Here is a 16,083-nt window from a genome sequence, read left to right as displayed (position 1 = left end):
CGGTTAAATGTTGAAAAAAGACAACAAATTAAATCTTCAACATTTTTACCGTTTGCCGGTTCATCGTTCAATATTGGGTAAGTAAACTCTTGCAAGCATTGATTATATTGAGCTTATTCAGATTTATGCTGCTGAAAATATTACGTTAGAGTGAAAGTTACCATTCAAATTCTCTTCTATTGATAGTGCTTGATCACTCTAATTGCTCTCAATCTTGTAAAGTTCCGTTTTTTTGTAACAACTTAACATTCTAGCAGTAATTAGTGTCAATATCACGATCAGGATCAATCGAAAGTAAGTCAGTTATAAAGTTGAGAAATAATCAAAGAGGTAAAAAAGTAGACAGCATCGGTAATTTTGTTACTATACTTTCGAAACGAAACATAACAGCAGTCAAATGAAACTTATGATCAAAAGAAATACCCAACAGCGTCGTCATACTATCATCGCCCTTATCAATGAGATTGGGACGGTAAGCGTAGAAGAACTTTCAAAAAAATTTGAAACCTCTGAAGTGACAATACGCAAAGATCTCTCTGCTTTAGAGAAAAATGGTCTATTATTACGTCGATATGGCGGTGCTATTTCGATGCCTAAAGAGATATTGATCGCTGACGATGATGAAAAAGTTTCACTTCGTAAGTTAGCGATTGGTTCTGAAGCAGCAAAACATATTCGCGATCATAATAGAATTATCATCGACAGTGGCAGCACAACGGCAGCATTAATCACTAAGTTAGCCGACAAGCAGGGCCTGATTGTGATGACCAATTCACTCAATGTTGCGAGTGCATTAAATGAGCTTGAAAGTGAACCGACACTGCTCATGACTGGCGGAACGTGGGATGTTCATTCTGAGTCATTTCAAGGTCAGGTTGCTGAATCTGTATTACGTTCCTATGATTTTGATCAGCTCTTTATTGGAGCGGATGGTATTGATATAGAGAGAGGAACCACGACGTTTAACGAACTAGTTGGTTTAAGCAGAGTGATGGCTGACGTCTCTAGAGAAGTCGTTGTCATGATTGAATCAGAGAAAATCGGAAGAAAAATCCCCAACTTAGAATTGGCGTGGCAAGAGATTCATACATTGATCACTGATCAAGGCTTGTCCGATACCGTAAAACAACAGATCGAAAAACATGGAGTGAACGTCATTGTTGCTAATGACTAGCTTTCATTTTTTAAATAAATATTAATGATACAAGGATTTAATTATGTGCGGAATTGTTGGCGCGGTAGCGCAGAGAGACGTAGCTGAAATATTACTAGAAGGATTACGTCGTTTAGAGTACCGCGGTTACGATTCAGCTGGTTTGGCAATAGTAGATAGCGAAAATAACTTACAGCGAGTTAGAAAGCTAGGTAAAGTCAAGGTGTTAGCTAATAGTGTTGACCTTGATGTGATTAATGGCGGAACCGGTATAGCTCATACGCGTTGGGCAACACATGGTGAGCCATCAGAAAGCAATGCTCATCCACATATCTCTATGGATAATATTGCAGTTGTGCATAACGGCATTATTGAAAATCATGAAGAGCTTCGTGCCGAACTGAAAGAGCGCGGTTACCATTTTGAATCTCAGACTGATACTGAAGTGATTGTCCACCTTATTGAGTGGGAGCTAAGATCTGCTAAAACATTGGTTGAAGCCGTGCAAAAAACAACCGCTCAATTAGATGGCGCTTATGGCATGGTAGCGTTAGATAAACGAGACGCAGACTGTATCGTGGTTGCTCGCTCTGGCAGCCCGATTGTGATTGGACTTGGGGTTGGTGAAAACTTTTTAGCCTCTGATCAGCTAGCACTGCTGAATGTGACTCGTCGCTTTATCTATCTTGAAGAGGGAGATGTAGCGGAGATCACTCGTCGTGATGTATCTATCTTTGATTTGGGTGGTGAGCCAGTAACACGAGTGGTTAATGAAGCGAGTAGCGAACATGATGTGGCAGATAAAGGTCAATATCGTCACTATATGCAAAAAGAGATCTATGAGCAGCCTACGGCGCTTAAAGCGACGATGGAAGGACGTATTAACGGCGACAGTGTCATTGTAGAAAGTATTGGTGCTAATGCCTTAGAGATTCTTTCTAAGGTGGATAATGTTCAAATTGTTGCTTGTGGTACCTCATACAATGCAGGTATGACGGCTAAGTATTGGTTTGAAGCGTTGGCGGGCGTGAGCTGTGATGTCGAAATTGCTTCTGAATTCCGCTATAGAAAATTTGTGACTAGAGAGAACAGTCTATTAGTGACGCTTTCTCAGTCTGGTGAAACGGCGGATACCTTAGCCGCATTAAGACTGGCAAAAGAGAAAGGTTACATGTCAGCGATGACCATCTGTAATGTCGCTGGTTCATCATTGGTTCGCGAGTCTGACTTTGCCTTTATGACGCGCGCCGGAACCGAGATTGGCGTTGCTTCAACCAAAGCATTTACCACTCAGTTAGCGGCACTGTTAATGCTAGTTACGGCTCTGGGTAAGCAAAAAGGCACGATTAAGAAAACCCTTGAGTCAGAGATTGTTCAAGCACTGCACGAGTTACCTATTCAGTTAGAAAAAGCACTCTCATTTGATAAACCTATTGAAGAGCTAGCGACTGATTTTGCCGATAAACATCATGCACTGTTCCTCGGTCGTGGTGAGTTCTATCCCATTGCCGTTGAAGGCTCTTTAAAGCTGAAAGAGATCTCCTATATTCATGCAGAAGCTTATGCTGCTGGAGAGCTTAAACATGGACCTTTAGCGTTAATTGATGCTGAGATGCCGGTTATCGTGGTAGCACCAACCAATGATCTGTTAGAGAAGCTGAAATCAAACATTGAAGAGGTGCGAGCGCGTGGTGGTTTGCTGTATGTTTTTGCCGATGAAGATGCTGGCTTTACGGCTTCTGAAGGGATGAAAATCATCACCATGCCGAAGGTGAGCGATATTATTGCGCCAATCTTCTACACCATACCGATGCAACTGCTCTCTTATCATGTGGCTATTATTAAAGGTACCGATGTGGATCAACCAAGAAACCTAGCGAAAGCAGTGACGGTTGAGTAATTAACCCATTGATAGATGGAGACCTTCGACTAAGACGACTTAGTCGGAGGTTTTTTTATGGGTGAGAAGTATAGTCGTGACATGCTTGCCTTCAATGGCGTAACTGCCGGTGAACATATCTCCCTCTTGATATTGCTCAGATAATGTTTTGGTGAGCTTTAGGCTTATTTGTTGCCGTTCGGTTGAGAGCGACACAACTTCAGCACTATGAAAATCAAAGAACTTCTTCACTTCAGGGTATAAGGCTTTATATAAGCTCTCTTTCATTGAAAAAGTGGCCGTGAATGCATGTGAAAAAACGAGCTCACAGCGGGTCAGATATAACTTCTCTGCGCTACAAAGAATGGTATTACAGGTGCTTTTGATAACATTAGTCTCGATAACCTTTTCTACATCAACCCCTAAAACCTGCAGATTATAATAACTATCAACCACTGCGGCTGCCGAATCACAAACGTGTGAGATGGAACCTACGATGCTCTCTGGCCAACAAGGTGCTCTGCCAGTGCCTATTCGCAGCTCAAAGTTAGGAAACTGCTTATTGTCGAGTAGCTTCTTGGCGCAATAACGGCCTGCAAAATATTCGGCCTTACGTTTATTAATGGCTGTGGATAGTTGTATCGGTAGCTCAATGGAAAATTGCTCAAATAACTGATCACTATAGGCATCGGTATTAAAGTTAATTCGATAGAACTGGGTTGTGGGGCTATGGGTTAAGTAACCACTCTCTTCGCTCAGGAAAAAAGGTTGCTCGGAGGTGAGAAGTTGTTCAGGAATAGAAAACATAGGATATCGCTAATTGAAGAGTCCATGAATGAACGTTATCACACTAGACCCTTCGATAATGAAAAATACGTTAATGAGCGGTTCTAGTTCTCAATTGCGACATTATTTTTGAGTTTTTGCATTCCAGTAATCATTTTTATGAGCCAAGTCCCAATTGCAGCGAGTGAAATCACCAAACCAATAATGGGGATGAAGGAGTGCAGAGACTCTAAAAGTGAATTATGAACCCAGTATTCAAGGCCTGCGACCATACCACTCATCGTGGCAGATGTGACAGCAACCACCACAAAAAAAGTAAGGAATAAGAAGAAGTTTTTGATTAATGCATAGTAGTGACTCTGAATCACTTCATCCTCAGTTCCTTGATTCATTTTATAGCCCGCATAAATAATGGCGATTATGCCTGAAAGTAACAGGGTAAAAGGGGTGAGTAAGCTTGCAAAGTAGGCAAACCAAATCCCGTTTTTATTTTTTATCGCCATGATTAGATTCCGCAGGTTGGTGAACTCGCATCAATTATAGCACTTATCTATCTATTGTAAGAACTTGAAAAAAAAGAGATGTAACACTAATGTTAAATTTCAATAACAACGATATCTCTAAGATAGATTTTCTGTGCCATTGAGACGTTTTCAATTGAACTTTGAGTGTGTCGTTGCTTTTTTGGGAACTGAGAAGTTTGCATAGAGCGGAGATCTACTGTGTGACTTTTCTTTGTAGTTGCTAAAGCAATTAACAGAGGATGTGTCTTGTGAAGCAAAAGTTGGTTGATAAATTACTATTAATGTTGGTGCCTTGGGTTGCCTTTGAATCGTCAGCAGAAGAGATGCGATTCAATATGACCAAAGGGGTCACGGATATTAGCGGGCAGGTGTATGACCTACACATGACGATCCTCTATATCTGTATTGCGATTGCTGTGGTTGTGTTTGGTTTAATGATCATTGCAATGGTCAAGTTTCGTAAATCAAAAGGAGCGGTCGCTTCTACCTTTCATGAAAGTACCAAAGTTGAGATCGCATGGACGATCGTCCCTTTCATTATTCTGATCTTAATGGCGATACCGGCCACCAAAACCTTAATTGCGATGGAAGACACAAGCAGTGCCGATCTCACGATTAAAGTGACGGGTTCGCAGTGGAAATGGCACTACAGTTATTTTGACCAAGGTGTCGAATTTTATAGCTTTCTGGCAACGCCAACTAAGCAGATAGAGGGTAGTGAGAATAAAGGGGAAAACTACCTGTTAGAAGTCGATAAACCTTTAGTGATTCCTACCAATAGAAAAGTCCGTTTTTTAATGACCTCCGATGATGTTATCCACTCTTGGTGGGTTCCAGCTTTTGCGATTAAAAAGGATGCCAACCCCGGCTTCATTAATGAGACGTGGACCCGAGTTGATAAACCCGGCGTTTATCGTGGCCAGTGCGCCGAGCTCTGTGGTAAAGACCATGGTTTTATGCCGATCGTCGTTAAGGTATTAGAAGAGAGTGAGTTTGATGCATGGCTGGCAGAGCAAAAAGTGATAGCCAAAGCAGAAGCGAAAAAAGCGCAGGCTGCACTGGCGGTGACATTGACTTTAGATGAACTAATGAAAAAAGGAAAACCGCTTTATGAGAGTCGATGTGGAGCTTGCCATCAAGCGAATGGAGAGGGGATCCCCAATGTATTCCCTGGGCTGAAAGATAGCCCAATTGTAAAAGGTGCTATTTCAGATCATATAGAGATTGTGCTGAACGGTATGTCGGGTACTGCCATGCAAGCTTTTGCCAATCAGCTAACCGCTGAAGAGTTGGCTGCTGTTATTACCTATGAACGAAACGCATGGGGTAACAACACAGGCGATGCGGTTCAAGCATCTGATATTTATAGCCATGGCGAGTAGGGAAGAGAGATGAATTCAATAACTCAACAAGAGAAAGGAAATCAACACAATGAGCATGATCACCATGGCGATCATAAACCTGCTGGGATTATGCGTTGGCTGTTAACCACCAACCATAAAGACATTGGTACGCTCTACCTGTGGTTTAGCTTTATCATGTTTTTAACCGGTGGCGCGATGGCAATGGTGATTCGTGCTGAGCTGTTCCAGCCAGGGTTACAATTAGTCGATCCTAACTTTTTTAACCAGATGACCACTGTTCATGGCTTGGTAATGGTCTTTGGTGCGGTTATGCCAGCCTTTACAGGATTGGCGAACTGGTTAATCCCTATGATGATCGGCGCGCCCGATATGGCACTGCCAAGAATGAATAATTGGAGCTTCTGGATACTGCCTTTTGCTTTTTTCATTTTACTCAGTTCTCTATTTATGGAAGGTGGGGCGCCTAATTTTGGTTGGACCTTTTACGCGCCACTTTCGACCACTTATAGCCCAGACAGTACCGCTCTGTTTGTCTTTTCAGTTCATATAATGGGGATCAGCTCGATCATGGGGGCGATCAACGTCATTGTGACTATCGTTAACATGCGTGCACCAGGAATGAACTGGATGAAGCTGCCACTGTTTGTGTGGACTTGGTTAATTACCGCCTTCTTGCTGATAGCGGTGATGCCAGTGTTAGCGGGAGTTGTCACCATGGTATTAACCGATAAATATTTTGGTACCAGCTTCTTTGATGCTGCTGGTGGTGGTGATCCCGTGATGTTTCAACACATTTTCTGGTTTTTCGGTCACCCGGAAGTCTACATTATGATCTTGCCATCATTCGGTATTATTTCCGCCATTGTGCCGACCTTCAGCCGGAAAAGACTGTTTGGTTACTCCTCGATGGTTTACGCCACCGCCAGTATTGCTCTCTTATCCTTTGTGGTTTGGGCACACCATATGTTTACCACGGGTATGCCAGTCTTTGCGGAACTGTTTTTTATGTACTGCACCATGTTGATCGCCGTACCCACCGGGGTGAAAGTGTTCAACTGGGTAGCGACAATGTGGCGGGGTTCCATCAGTTTTGAAATGCCGATGATGTTTGCTATCGCCTTTATCATTCTGTTTAGCATCGGCGGTTTTTCAGGTTTGATGTTGGCCATTACTCCAGCGGATTTCCAATACCATGATACCTATTTTGTGGTGGCACACTTTCATTATGTATTAGTGACAGGAGCTGTGTTCTCTATTATGGCTGCGGCGTACTACTGGCTGCCAAAATGGACAGGCCATATGTATAACGAACGTTTAGCGTCTTGGCACTTTTGGACCTCCATCGTCTCAGTGAATGTCCTATTTTTTCCGATGCACTTTTTAGGGCTTGCAGGTATGCCACGTCGAATCCCTGACTATGCGATTCAATTTGCAGATGTGAATCAGATTGTTTCGATTGGTGGTTTCGCCTTTGGGTTGTCGCAACTGATTTTCTTAGCGCTAGTGATTAAGTGCATCAGAGGTGGAGAGAAAGCTGAAGCAAAACCGTGGGAAGGTGCAGAAGGGCTTGAGTGGAACATTCCAAGCCCAGCTCCGTACCATACCTTTAGTACACCACCAAAGGTGGATTGATTATGAGTGTTCAACAAAGCAATCGAAAACTGATTCGGCTCTTAGTGTTTGGCGCCGTAGGGATGTTTGGCTTTGGTTACGCCTTAGTGCCTCTGTACGACATTTTGTGTGAGCAATTAGGCATCAATGGTAAAACCAGCAATATCGCCAGCACCTATCAAGCGGTTACCGTCGATAAGAGTCGACTTATCACGGTGGAGTTCATTTCCAATGTGAGAAGTGATATGCCGTGGAAGTTTGAGCCGAAAGTGACCCAGATAGAGGTGAATCCTGGTGAGGTCGTTAGAACGCAGTTTCTTGCTACTAACCTCTCTTCTAAAGCGATGGTAGGTCAAGCTGTGCCATCAGTATCTCCGGGACAAGGCGCCACCTATTTTAATAAAATTGAGTGTTTCTGTTTTAATAATCAACCTCTCGGTGCACAAGCAGATGCCGAATTACCACTTATCTTCTATGTGGATCCTGCGTTACCGGAATCTATTTCAACACTGACCCTCTCTTATACTCTTTACAATATTACCGCGAGTGAGTCAGCGATAAACGTGGCTCAAGGAGCAGAAAACAATGACAACCAAACATGAAGCGTATTACGTACCTGAACAGAGTGCATGGCCTATTGTCGGGGCGATTGGTCTTTTCCTGATCGCTTTTGGCGCCGGTAATTTTGTGGTGCAACTGGACAGTGAAGATACCAGCGGAGGTTACACCCTGTTAGCGGGAATAGCGGTTATTCTGTTTATGCTAACTGGCTGGTTTCGGAACATCATTAGAGAGTCAGATTTAGGGCTTTATTCCGCACAGATGGACCGTTCTTTTCGTCAAGGCATGAGCTGGTTTATCTTCTCTGAGGTGATGTTCTTTGCCGTTTTCTTTGGAGCGCTGTTTTATGCACGCATGATCTCGGTACCGTGGCTGGGTGGCGCTTCTAATAACGCGATGACTCATATGGTGTTGTGGCCTGATTTTCAAGCCATGTGGCCACTTACGGTAACGCCAGATGGAACAACAACTCAGGCGATGGGTTGGGGGGGATTACCCTTGATTAATACTATGATTCTGCTGACTTCATCGGTCACGCTGCACAACGCACATGTCAGTTTAGAGCGTAATAAGCGTAACCCTCTTATTGCGTGGCTTGCGGTTACTGTGTTTCTTGGATGCGCTTTTTTATTGTTGCAAGTTCAAGAGTATGTTCATGCTTATCAAGGGATGGGGTTAACCTTAGAGTCTGGCGTTTATGGTAATACCTTTTTCTTATTAACGGGCTTTCATGGCATGCATGTCACCCTAGGCACCGTATTTTTATTGGTGTTGTTGTTTCGAGCTGCGAATGACCATTTTACCCCAGAGCGTCATTTTGCTTTTCAAGCGGGCAGTTGGTATTGGCACTTTGTCGATGTGGTTTGGCTCTGTTTGTTTGTGCTTGTTTATATCTTATAGCGTTAATAAGGTCGGTTGTTTGGATCAATGAAGCCGGATGTTAAGGCAATAACTAACACGATAACAACCAGCGCGGAGATAAGAACTCGACGACCAAGGAAGTGACTCATGGGCTTTTTTCCCGCTTCGGTTGGGTCGCCCCCCTTAACCAGTAGCAACAGAGCTCGACCTAAATTGAACACAATAAGCAGTAACAGCAGGACTAACGCAATCTTAAAAATAGTAGTGAGTTCCATAATCGTCCTTGACATAGGTAGGTGAAATCAGTGGTAAACCGATCTTGGTTGTTGGTAGCTATCTTTACTGTGGGTCTTTTTTTACTCATGGTCAAGTTAGGATTTTGGCAGTTATCTCGTGCCTCTGAAAAGGCGAGTTGGCAGCAAGAACTGCAGTTTCGGCAACAAAGAGCAGCGTTAACGTTTGAAGAGCTTCTCGCAACCAGAGAGGGAGATGTTATTACAGGGTTCCGTTCTGAGTTATCGATTGGTGCTGTCAATGCTGAGCTATCGGAGCAGCAGATTATTTTGATGGATAATCAAACGTTTGAAGGGACCGTTGGTTATCTTGCCTATCAAGCGGTAGAGGTTGCAGCGAATAAGCCTTGGATTCTCGTTGAGCTAGGGTTTGTTAAAGCGCCGACGAGACGAGATGAGTTACCTAACGTGGTTGGACTGCAGGGAGAACAGACGTTAATGGGGCGGTTGTACCAAAAAGAGGTCAATAGACTAAGTTCAGAGTTAATGGCTGAAGCAGGTTGGCCAAAACGAATTCAGAACCTGAACATGAGTGAACTTTCAGCACTATTGAAACAACCTCTGTTACCAATGGTATTTCAGCCAGACAGTATCAATCAGCAGATAGAGGGGTACCAGAATTTACCTCATCCGTGGAAACCGATACCTCTGTCAGCTCAGAAGCATCAAGGTTATGCGGTTCAGTGGTTCTCTATGGCGTTGGTATTAGCGCTAATCATGGTTGCGATAGCGATCAAAGAGTGGAAAAACAAACGGATCAACTCATGAACATGGAGTGGTTATGACGAGAAAAGCAGCCAAATCAAAAAAAGCCCTATTTGTACTTATTACTCTCTTTGCTCTGCCTGTTGTGGCTGCGAAGGTAATCCTATCTTTTAACCTGTATCAGGGCGGTGTGACTAACCAAGGTGATCTGCTTGAGCCCACGGTTAATTATCGTGAATTAGCGATGCAGAACCCACAGCCTAAAGAGTGGCAGTTAATCTATTTGTTACCTGCTGTTTGCAGCACAGAGTGTCAGAGCCGCCTCTATGTACTCAATCAAAGCCATATTGCCTTAGGTAAAGATCAATACCGAGTTCATCCCATTATTATGGTGAAAGCGGACAGTGATATTCAAGCATTAAAACCCTATACGTTTGCAACCACCTCTTCGACGACTGAGCTTGATGATTTTATGAAAGATCAGCAGATAGTGGTCGTAGACCCATTAGGTAATCTAGTCATGAGTTACCAACAGGTCATAGGAGAAAAAGCGCAATTTAAACAGGGAAAAGCGTTAGTGGTTGATGTGAGAAAGCTACTTAAGCTGTCGAGGATCGGTTAATGAAATTGACACTGTTACTCAAACTTAGCCTTGTGTTAGCAACTGTGGTGATTTTGATGGGAGCCTATACTCGGCTCTCTAATGCAGGTCTTGGCTGCCCAGATTGGCCTGGTTGCTACGGTACATTGACCGTTCCGTCGGAACATAATAGTGCGGCGCAATTGGCATTTCCTGAGAGAAAAATTGAGCCTAAAAAGGCGTGGTTAGAGATGATTCATCGTTATGTAGCAGGCTGCCTAGGCCTTTTAGTCGCTCTACTACTGATTGTTTCAATTAGAAATAACCGAGCTAATTGTGATGGGCCCAGAACCCCACAAAAACTCCCTCTTTTGATTGCCGCATTGATCTTCTTTCAGGCTCTTTTAGGGATGTGGACAGTCACCATGAAACTGATGCCAGTGGTCGTGATGGCACACTTGATTGGTGGCTATAGCTTAATCTCAATGCTCTTGATTCTCTACCTTCGCATTACCACTCAACGAGAGGGGGGGAAGCACAACGCATTATTATCACTATCCCCATTGGCGATGTTGGGTATTGGGGTTCTGATATTGCAGATTATGCTAGGCGGTTGGACCTCATCAAATTACGCGGCATTATCCTGTAGTCAGCTGCCTATCTGTGAAGGTGACTGGAGCAATAATTTAAACTTTACTCAAGCATTTTCCATTTTCCAAGGTGAACACAGCAGTTATGAGTTTGGGGTGTTGGACTACTACTCAAGAGTCACCATTCATGTCACTCACCGTATCGGTGCGCTGGTGACCGCTGCGGTTTTACTGTGGCTCGCTTGGAAGCTTATTCATCAGGAGGCGTCGAGTAAATTAAGGGTAAGTGGCATTGTGTTAATTGGTTTAATCATTTTACAAATCAGTTTAGGCATTTCAAATGTGGTGCTGCATCTTCCTTTAGGTGTTGCGGTTTCACACAATGGTGGAGCGCTACTATTACTGTTGATGATGGTTTTTATTAACTACCATCTCTACGGCATAAATAGAGAGAAAAAGAGGGATATATAATGGCAAAACTACTCACAGTAACGGAGTTTAAGGACAATCCACTCTCTCAGTGGCACGATTATTACGAGCTAACCAAACCTAAGGTTGTCGCCTTAATGTTATTAACCGTGTTAGTTGGGATGTGCCTTGCTCTTCCGGGAGCGCTGCCTCTACAAGCACTGATATTAGGGCTATTAGGCATCGGCTTGATGGCAGGATCTGCCGCAGCACTTAATCATGTGATAGATAGAAAAATTGATCATGAGATGGCGAGAACACATAGAAGGCCACTGCCCGAAGGAAAATTATCTCCTAAAAAGGCACTAATATTTGCCTTTTCGATCGGCATTATCGGCTTTGTTTTACTGTTTACCTGGGTCAACCCTCTCACTGCTTGGCTCACTTTTGCTAGCTTGATCGGTTATGCGGTGGTTTATACACTCTACTTAAAACGAGCCACGCCGCAAAATATTACCATTGGTGGGTTGGCTGGAGCCATGCCCCCACTGCTTGGCTGGACAGCGGTTACCAATGAGTTTCACGGCCATGCACTTCTGTTGGTGATCATTATTTTTGCTTGGACTCCTCCTCATTTTTGGGCTCTGGCGATTCACCGAAAGGAGGATTACGCTAAGGTAAACATTCCAATGCTTCCCGTCACACATGGTGTTGAGTTTACCAAAACGTGTATTTTGCTCTACACTCTGCTGCTTGCGGTCGCGACACTTTTCCCTGTGGTGGTCGGAATGAGTGGTTTTATCTATCTGCTTGGTTCAAGTGCGTTAAGCATGGGGTTTATTTATAAAGCTTGGCAGCTGAAGTATAGAGAGAGAGCGGGAATGGCGATGGGACTGTTTCGCTTTTCAATTTACCACTTGATGGTGTTGTTCGTACTTCTTCTGGTGGATCACTATTGGCTGATTACGCTGTAGAACGTGTGGCGTCAGATGATGCCACACATGATTAGGTGTTAGAAAGGCTCCTTACTTTAAGAGTCTTTTTAATATCTTACCAGTGGCTGTCATGGGCAGCTCAGTGACTATCTCTAAATACTTTGGACACTTATAGTCAGCCAGTCGTTCATGAGACCATTGAATCAGCTCTTTACTGCTCTCTTCTGCTCCCTCTTTAAGCATCACAAACGCTTTTACTTGCTCGCCAAATCTTGGGTGTTCGACACCAATAACCGCCACTAGATGAACGGAAGGGTGTGACATGTAAGTCTCTTCAATATCTCTAGGGTAGATGTTATAACCGCCACTAATGATCACCTCTTTTAAGCGATCGACAACAAAGAGGTAGTTATCTTCATCGGCACGAACGATATCGCCGGTGTGTAACCAGCCATCAACAACGGTCTTGGCGGTCTCTTCATGTTTTTTATAGTACCCTTTCATGACATTATGTCCGCGAATGAGTAGCTCCCCATTTTTGCCTGGTTCAACCTCTTTTCCCTGTTCATCCACAATTTTCATGGTGACACCGGGAAGGGGCTGACCAATGCTGCCGGGCTTTCTTTGGTATTCAAGGTGATTAAATGCCGCTACCGGAGAGGATTCTGACAATCCATAACCTTCAATGACCGGCACTTGAAGCTTCTCTTCAAATTGGCGAATAATCTCAACGGGCATGGATGCCCCACCAGAAATAGCCACTTTAAGATTTGCGGCAATCTCTTTCAAATACTCCCCTGGATGCTTTTCAGCAAAGGCAAGAAGGCCAATAAACATCGTAGGGACACCTGCTAAATGAGTGACGCCATGTTGGTGAATTTGTTGTAATACCGTTTTAGGAACAAAGCGGGGAATCAATACCAGTGCGCTGCCAGCTAGAATGGAGGTATTCATAATTAACGACTGACCAAAGGTATGGAATAGAGGCAATATCGCAATGCTGATATCGGTTCCCTTTTGGTTTGTTAACGCTTGGCAAGCTTGAGCATTACACAGCATATTACTTTGACTTAACTCTGCACCTTTTGCGGCGCCAGTGGTGCCAGAGGTATATAGAATGACACAGCTCTCTTCAGCACTACGGTAAATGGTAGAGAATTCCTTTTTATCGCTGGCTAACCATTGGTTAAAAAGCAGAGCGTCTTGAGGTGTCTCTTGATCCGGAGCTCCGGTTTCGATAAGAATAAAGTGCTGGCAGCTATTGGTTTGGTTAAACCCATCGTAACCATAAGTGCCAATAGGCATGGTGCTGTTGCCTTGATAGCAGATAAGTGTTTTCGCATCGGAGTCGTCTAAATGGTAGGCAATTTCACTGCCTTTGAGCATGACATTTAAAGGAACCACCACGGCTCCGACCTTTTGTATCGCATAATAGGCAATCACAAAATCAGGGGTATTGGGGCATGAGAGCGCGACTTTATCATTGGGTTTGGTACCAATAGCAACAAGATGATTGGCGATCTTGTTGACGGCTTGATTCAGTTCGGAATAACTCATTCGTTGCTCTTGAAAGATAAGCGCTATGTTATTAGGACGGTAGGTGGCATTGCGTTCCAAATTGGTAGCTAAGTTATACATTCAGGACCTTTCACTTAAATTTTATAGATGAGATTTGAAAAGTGAATATATCATTACTGTAAATAGCAGAGTAGATAAAGGGCTTCAAAATGAAGGCTTAGGCGATTTTGTTCTTTAATAGAGGCAAAGGGTATTTTATATACTTATAACAAACAGGAATAATAATCACATCAAGTACTCATAAAAGGAATAGAGTAAATGAATCGTTGGTTAGTGATTGCAATCGTAGCCGTGTTGGTCACGGCATCAGTGCTTACTACAGGTTTGGTTAGCGCGATGATTGATCTATCGGCATTTCTGTTACTGTTATGGACCGTACTGAAACTCAAAAAAGCAGGTTAAGAGAGTATCACTAATAACGAACCTGTGCCGATGATTAGCCATAATGTAATGCCTAGTAACAGAGGCTTAGGACCTGCCGCTTTTAATTTTTGAACGGTAATACCAGAGCCGATTAAAAAGAGACACACCACTAAACTTCGTTTTGAAATAGTAAAAATCCAGTCATAAATCTCGGCACCTTGTGGAATAAAGTGAGCCACTAATATGGCGAGACAGTAAAAGCCGATGAAGTAGGGAATAGAGATTTTTTTACTGTGGCTTTTAAACATCAATGCGCTGATAAAGGCGACGGGAATGATCCATAATGCTCTTGCCAGTTTGACTGTGGTCGCGGTTTTTAACGCTTCATCACCATAGGCAGAAGCGGCACCCACCACCGATGAAGTATCGTGAATCGCGATAGCACTCCATAAGCCAAAGTTATGCTGGCTCATTTCAAGCAGGTGACCAATGGCCGGAAAGACGAAAAGTGCGACAGAGTTGAGTAGAAAAACCGTGGCTAGCGCCAGAGTGGTTTGATCCTCTTTGGCATTGATGGCTGGAGCTACTGCGGCAATAGCGCTACCACCACAAATCGCGGTCCCTGCCGAAATTAGATGTCCGGTCTTATGTTCAACGTTAAACAGACGCGTCAGTAAGTAACCCACCACCATAGTGACGAAAATGGAACCGACAATAAGAGTGAAACTGCCGGTACTTGCCTCAATAGCCGAATCTAAGTTGATACCAAAACCAAGCCCGATGATTGAGTAAGAGAGCATTTTTTTCGTTAATGCTGCAATATTAATTCCTTTAGGTGTAATTCCCAAAGAAGCCAACAGTAGACCTAAAATAAGCGCAATCGGTGAAGAGATAATCGGAGTAAGGCAAATAATGGCAGTTAATGAGAATAGAATGGTAATCGTTCGTTGAGACAGGGTCGATGACATAGTGATTTCTTATTATCAGTGTGAAGTCTCAGTGTAACTGAATACCTCTATTCAATAAATTCAATTATATTTTCCATTTGGTTAAGTTTTATTTAATGAGTGCGTATGTTAAAGGTACAAAATTATTAACGCCATGCTGGTTGGTATCTTTTAGTCGGTAAGAGGATTAAAATAGCAATCAACTAAGGAGGCACTGTGCAGTTAACAACTTTTACTGATTATGGGTTAAGAGCTTTGATCTATTTAGCGACGTTACCAGAAGGTGAGTTAGCGAGTATTTCTCAGGTTACTGATGTATATAAGGTCTCTCGTAACCACATGGTAAAAGTGATCAATAAACTGGGACAGCTCGGCTTCGTTCAGACGGTACGCGGTAAAAATGGGGGAATTCGTTTAGGGATGCCTGCGGATGAGATTATTGTTGGTGAGGTAGTTCGAGCCATTGAACCTTTAAAGATTGTTGATTGCAGCGAAGGCTTCTGTCATATAACGCCATCCTGTAAGCTTAAAGGGATTCTAGGTAGTGCGAGAGAAGCCTTTTTGACTGAACTTGATAAGCATACCTTGCTCAGTATGGTGGAGAATAACTCTTCTCTGCTTAACCTATTAGAGGTGACTGAGTCTGAACACGGATAATCAAAGAGAACCGCCAGAAATGCAAAAGGCCTGAGAACATAATATGCTCTCAGGCCTTTCTGTATATGGTGGCCCCTCACAGACTTGAACTGTGGACCTAACGATTATGAGTCGTGCGCTCTAACCAACTGAGCTAAGGGGCCTTTGTAGGTGGACGATTATAAGGGAAGTTCTATGGGCTGTCTAGACTCTAACATGGTGAATTGCGTTCACTTTTTAGCCGTTTAAACCAAAACGGATAGTTAGAGACAAAAAAGGCGAGCATTTGCTCACCTTTTTAATCAATTT

The 16,083-nt window shown here is 43.3% G+C and carries 17 protein-coding genes and 1 tRNA gene; 12 read left to right on the top strand and 6 right to left on the bottom strand.

Annotation, left to right across the window (positions count from 1 at the left end):
* Positions 1-406: 406 nt before the first annotated feature.
* Both L4C32_RS03160 and glmS read left to right on the top strand, forming a co-directional pair.
* Entirely contained in the window at positions 407-1,174 is a 768-nt protein-coding gene (locus L4C32_RS03160; RefSeq protein ID WP_428195397.1) for a DeoR/GlpR family DNA-binding transcription regulator, read from the top strand.
* A 43-nt stretch (positions 1,175-1,217) separates the two neighbouring features.
* A complete protein-coding gene (gene glmS, locus L4C32_RS03155; protein WP_428195396.1) occupies positions 1,218-3,053 on the top strand; it encodes a glutamine--fructose-6-phosphate transaminase (isomerizing) in 1,836 nt (611 codons plus the stop codon).
* Positions 3,054-3,092: 39 nt separating this feature from the next.
* On the opposite strand, the gene L4C32_RS03150 is transcribed toward glmS, so the two are convergent.
* Positions 3,093-3,839, bottom strand: a complete 747-nt coding sequence (locus L4C32_RS03150; protein ID WP_428195395.1) for a 4'-phosphopantetheinyl transferase family protein — start codon at positions 3,837-3,839, stop codon at positions 3,093-3,095.
* Positions 3,840-3,922: 83 nt separating this feature from the next.
* On the bottom strand, positions 3,923-4,321 hold the full coding sequence (locus L4C32_RS03145; protein WP_428195394.1) for a hypothetical protein: 399 nt from the start codon (positions 4,319-4,321) through the stop codon (positions 3,923-3,925).
* A gap of 302 nt (positions 4,322-4,623) precedes the next feature.
* Between L4C32_RS03145 and coxB the strand changes: the two genes are divergently transcribed.
* From coxB to L4C32_RS03125, 4 genes are read left to right on the top strand one after another with little or no spacing between them, the layout of a single operon-like run.
* The gene (gene coxB, locus L4C32_RS03140) at positions 4,624-5,724 is read left to right on the top strand and encodes a cytochrome c oxidase subunit II (RefSeq protein WP_428195488.1); all 1,101 of its coding nucleotides are present in this window, start codon (positions 4,624-4,626) and stop codon (positions 5,722-5,724) included.
* A 9-nt stretch (positions 5,725-5,733) separates the two neighbouring features.
* A complete protein-coding gene (ctaD, locus tag L4C32_RS03135) occupies positions 5,734-7,338 on the top strand; it encodes a cytochrome c oxidase subunit I (protein ID WP_428195393.1) in 1,605 nt (534 codons plus the stop codon).
* Positions 7,339-7,340: 2 nt separating this feature from the next.
* Positions 7,341-7,919 (top strand): cytochrome c oxidase assembly protein, encoded by a 579-nt coding sequence (locus L4C32_RS03130; RefSeq protein WP_428195392.1) that lies wholly within the window; start codon positions 7,341-7,343, stop codon positions 7,917-7,919.
* Positions 7,903-8,778: a cytochrome c oxidase subunit 3 gene (locus tag L4C32_RS03125; protein ID WP_428195391.1), complete on the top strand. Its 876-nt coding sequence runs from the start codon at positions 7,903-7,905 to the stop codon at positions 8,776-8,778. Before L4C32_RS03130 ends, L4C32_RS03125 begins: the two co-directional genes overlap by 17 nt.
* A 2-nt stretch (positions 8,779-8,780) precedes the next feature.
* Here the strand turns inward: L4C32_RS03125 and L4C32_RS03120 are convergent, their stop codons facing one another.
* Complete coding sequence (locus tag L4C32_RS03120) at positions 8,781-9,014, bottom strand: DUF2909 domain-containing protein (protein ID WP_428195390.1); 234 nt, start codon at positions 9,012-9,014, stop codon at positions 8,781-8,783.
* A 30-nt stretch (positions 9,015-9,044) separates the two neighbouring features.
* On the opposite strand from L4C32_RS03120, the gene L4C32_RS03115 reads away from it, so the two are divergent.
* From L4C32_RS03115 to cyoE, 4 genes are read left to right on the top strand one after another with little or no spacing between them, the layout of a single operon-like run.
* Positions 9,045-9,800 (top strand): SURF1 family protein, encoded by a 756-nt coding sequence (locus tag L4C32_RS03115; protein WP_428195389.1) that lies wholly within the window; start codon positions 9,045-9,047, stop codon positions 9,798-9,800.
* Between the two features lie 13 nt (positions 9,801-9,813).
* Entirely contained in the window at positions 9,814-10,359 is a 546-nt protein-coding gene (locus tag L4C32_RS03110) for a hypothetical protein (RefSeq protein ID WP_428195388.1), read from the top strand.
* Positions 10,359-11,378 (top strand): COX15/CtaA family protein, encoded by a 1,020-nt coding sequence (locus tag L4C32_RS03105; RefSeq protein WP_428195387.1) that lies wholly within the window; start codon positions 10,359-10,361, stop codon positions 11,376-11,378. The genes L4C32_RS03110 and L4C32_RS03105 overlap by 1 nt, the downstream gene beginning before the upstream one ends.
* On the top strand, positions 11,378-12,289 hold the full coding sequence (cyoE, locus tag L4C32_RS03100) for a heme o synthase (protein WP_428195386.1): 912 nt from the start codon (positions 11,378-11,380) through the stop codon (positions 12,287-12,289). The genes L4C32_RS03105 and cyoE overlap by 1 nt, the downstream gene beginning before the upstream one ends.
* Positions 12,290-12,340: 51 nt before the next feature.
* Here the strand turns inward: cyoE and L4C32_RS03095 are convergent, their stop codons facing one another.
* A complete protein-coding gene (locus L4C32_RS03095; protein ID WP_428195385.1) occupies positions 12,341-13,888 on the bottom strand; it encodes a long-chain-fatty-acid--CoA ligase in 1,548 nt (515 codons plus the stop codon).
* A 198-nt stretch (positions 13,889-14,086) separates the two neighbouring features.
* On the opposite strand from L4C32_RS03095, the gene L4C32_RS03090 reads away from it, so the two are divergent.
* Entirely contained in the window at positions 14,087-14,230 is a 144-nt protein-coding gene (locus L4C32_RS03090) for a hypothetical protein (protein WP_428195384.1), read from the top strand.
* Here the strand turns inward: L4C32_RS03090 and L4C32_RS03085 are convergent.
* Complete coding sequence (locus L4C32_RS03085) at positions 14,227-15,159, bottom strand: YeiH family protein (RefSeq protein WP_428195383.1); 933 nt, start codon at positions 15,157-15,159, stop codon at positions 14,227-14,229. The two genes, L4C32_RS03090 and L4C32_RS03085, sit on opposite strands and share 4 nt — an antisense overlap.
* Before the next feature lie 195 nt (positions 15,160-15,354).
* Here L4C32_RS03085 and nsrR point away from each other — a divergent pair, with 195 nt between their 5' ends.
* The gene (nsrR, locus tag L4C32_RS03080; RefSeq protein WP_428195382.1) at positions 15,355-15,795 is read left to right on the top strand and encodes a nitric oxide-sensing transcriptional repressor NsrR; all 441 of its coding nucleotides are present in this window, start codon (positions 15,355-15,357) and stop codon (positions 15,793-15,795) included.
* 66 nt (positions 15,796-15,861) lie between these two features.
* Here nsrR and L4C32_RS03075 read toward each other — a convergent pair.
* Positions 15,862-15,938: transfer RNA gene (locus tag L4C32_RS03075), tRNA-Ile, on the bottom strand.
* Between the last annotated feature and the right edge of the window lie 145 nt (positions 15,939-16,083).

Origin of the sequence: Aliivibrio kagoshimensis, assembly GCF_050337105.1 — a bacterium.
GTDB lineage: Bacteria > Pseudomonadota > Gammaproteobacteria > Enterobacterales > Vibrionaceae > Aliivibrio_A > Aliivibrio_A kagoshimensis.
Note: the sequence above shows the minus strand (reverse complement) of the source record. Positions and strands in the feature narration are given on the sequence as shown.

Coding starts and splice junctions, on each gene's coding strand:
- L4C32_RS03160 (WP_428195397.1), top strand. CDS start 407: ATGATCAAAAGAAATACCCAACAGCGTCGTCATACTATCATCGCCCTT.
- glmS (WP_428195396.1), top strand. CDS start 1,218: ATGTGCGGAATTGTTGGCGCGGTAGCGCAGAGAGACGTAGCTGAAATA.
- L4C32_RS03150 (WP_428195395.1), bottom strand. CDS start 3,839: ATGTTTTCTATTCCTGAACAACTTCTCACCTCCGAGCAACCTTTTTTC.
- L4C32_RS03145 (WP_428195394.1), bottom strand. CDS start 4,321: ATGGCGATAAAAAATAAAAACGGGATTTGGTTTGCCTACTTTGCAAGC.
- coxB (WP_428195488.1), top strand. CDS start 4,624: ATGTTGGTGCCTTGGGTTGCCTTTGAATCGTCAGCAGAAGAGATGCGA.
- ctaD (WP_428195393.1), top strand. CDS start 5,734: ATGAATTCAATAACTCAACAAGAGAAAGGAAATCAACACAATGAGCAT.
- L4C32_RS03130 (WP_428195392.1), top strand. CDS start 7,341: ATGAGTGTTCAACAAAGCAATCGAAAACTGATTCGGCTCTTAGTGTTT.
- L4C32_RS03125 (WP_428195391.1), top strand. CDS start 7,903: ATGACAACCAAACATGAAGCGTATTACGTACCTGAACAGAGTGCATGG.
- L4C32_RS03120 (WP_428195390.1), bottom strand. CDS start 9,014: ATGGAACTCACTACTATTTTTAAGATTGCGTTAGTCCTGCTGTTACTG.
- L4C32_RS03110 (WP_428195388.1), top strand. CDS start 9,814: ATGACGAGAAAAGCAGCCAAATCAAAAAAAGCCCTATTTGTACTTATT.
- L4C32_RS03105 (WP_428195387.1), top strand. CDS start 10,359: ATGAAATTGACACTGTTACTCAAACTTAGCCTTGTGTTAGCAACTGTG.
- cyoE (WP_428195386.1), top strand. CDS start 11,378: ATGGCAAAACTACTCACAGTAACGGAGTTTAAGGACAATCCACTCTCT.
- L4C32_RS03095 (WP_428195385.1), bottom strand. CDS start 13,888: ATGTATAACTTAGCTACCAATTTGGAACGCAATGCCACCTACCGTCCT.
- L4C32_RS03090 (WP_428195384.1), top strand. CDS start 14,087: ATGAATCGTTGGTTAGTGATTGCAATCGTAGCCGTGTTGGTCACGGCA.
- L4C32_RS03085 (WP_428195383.1), bottom strand. CDS start 15,159: ATGTCATCGACCCTGTCTCAACGAACGATTACCATTCTATTCTCATTA.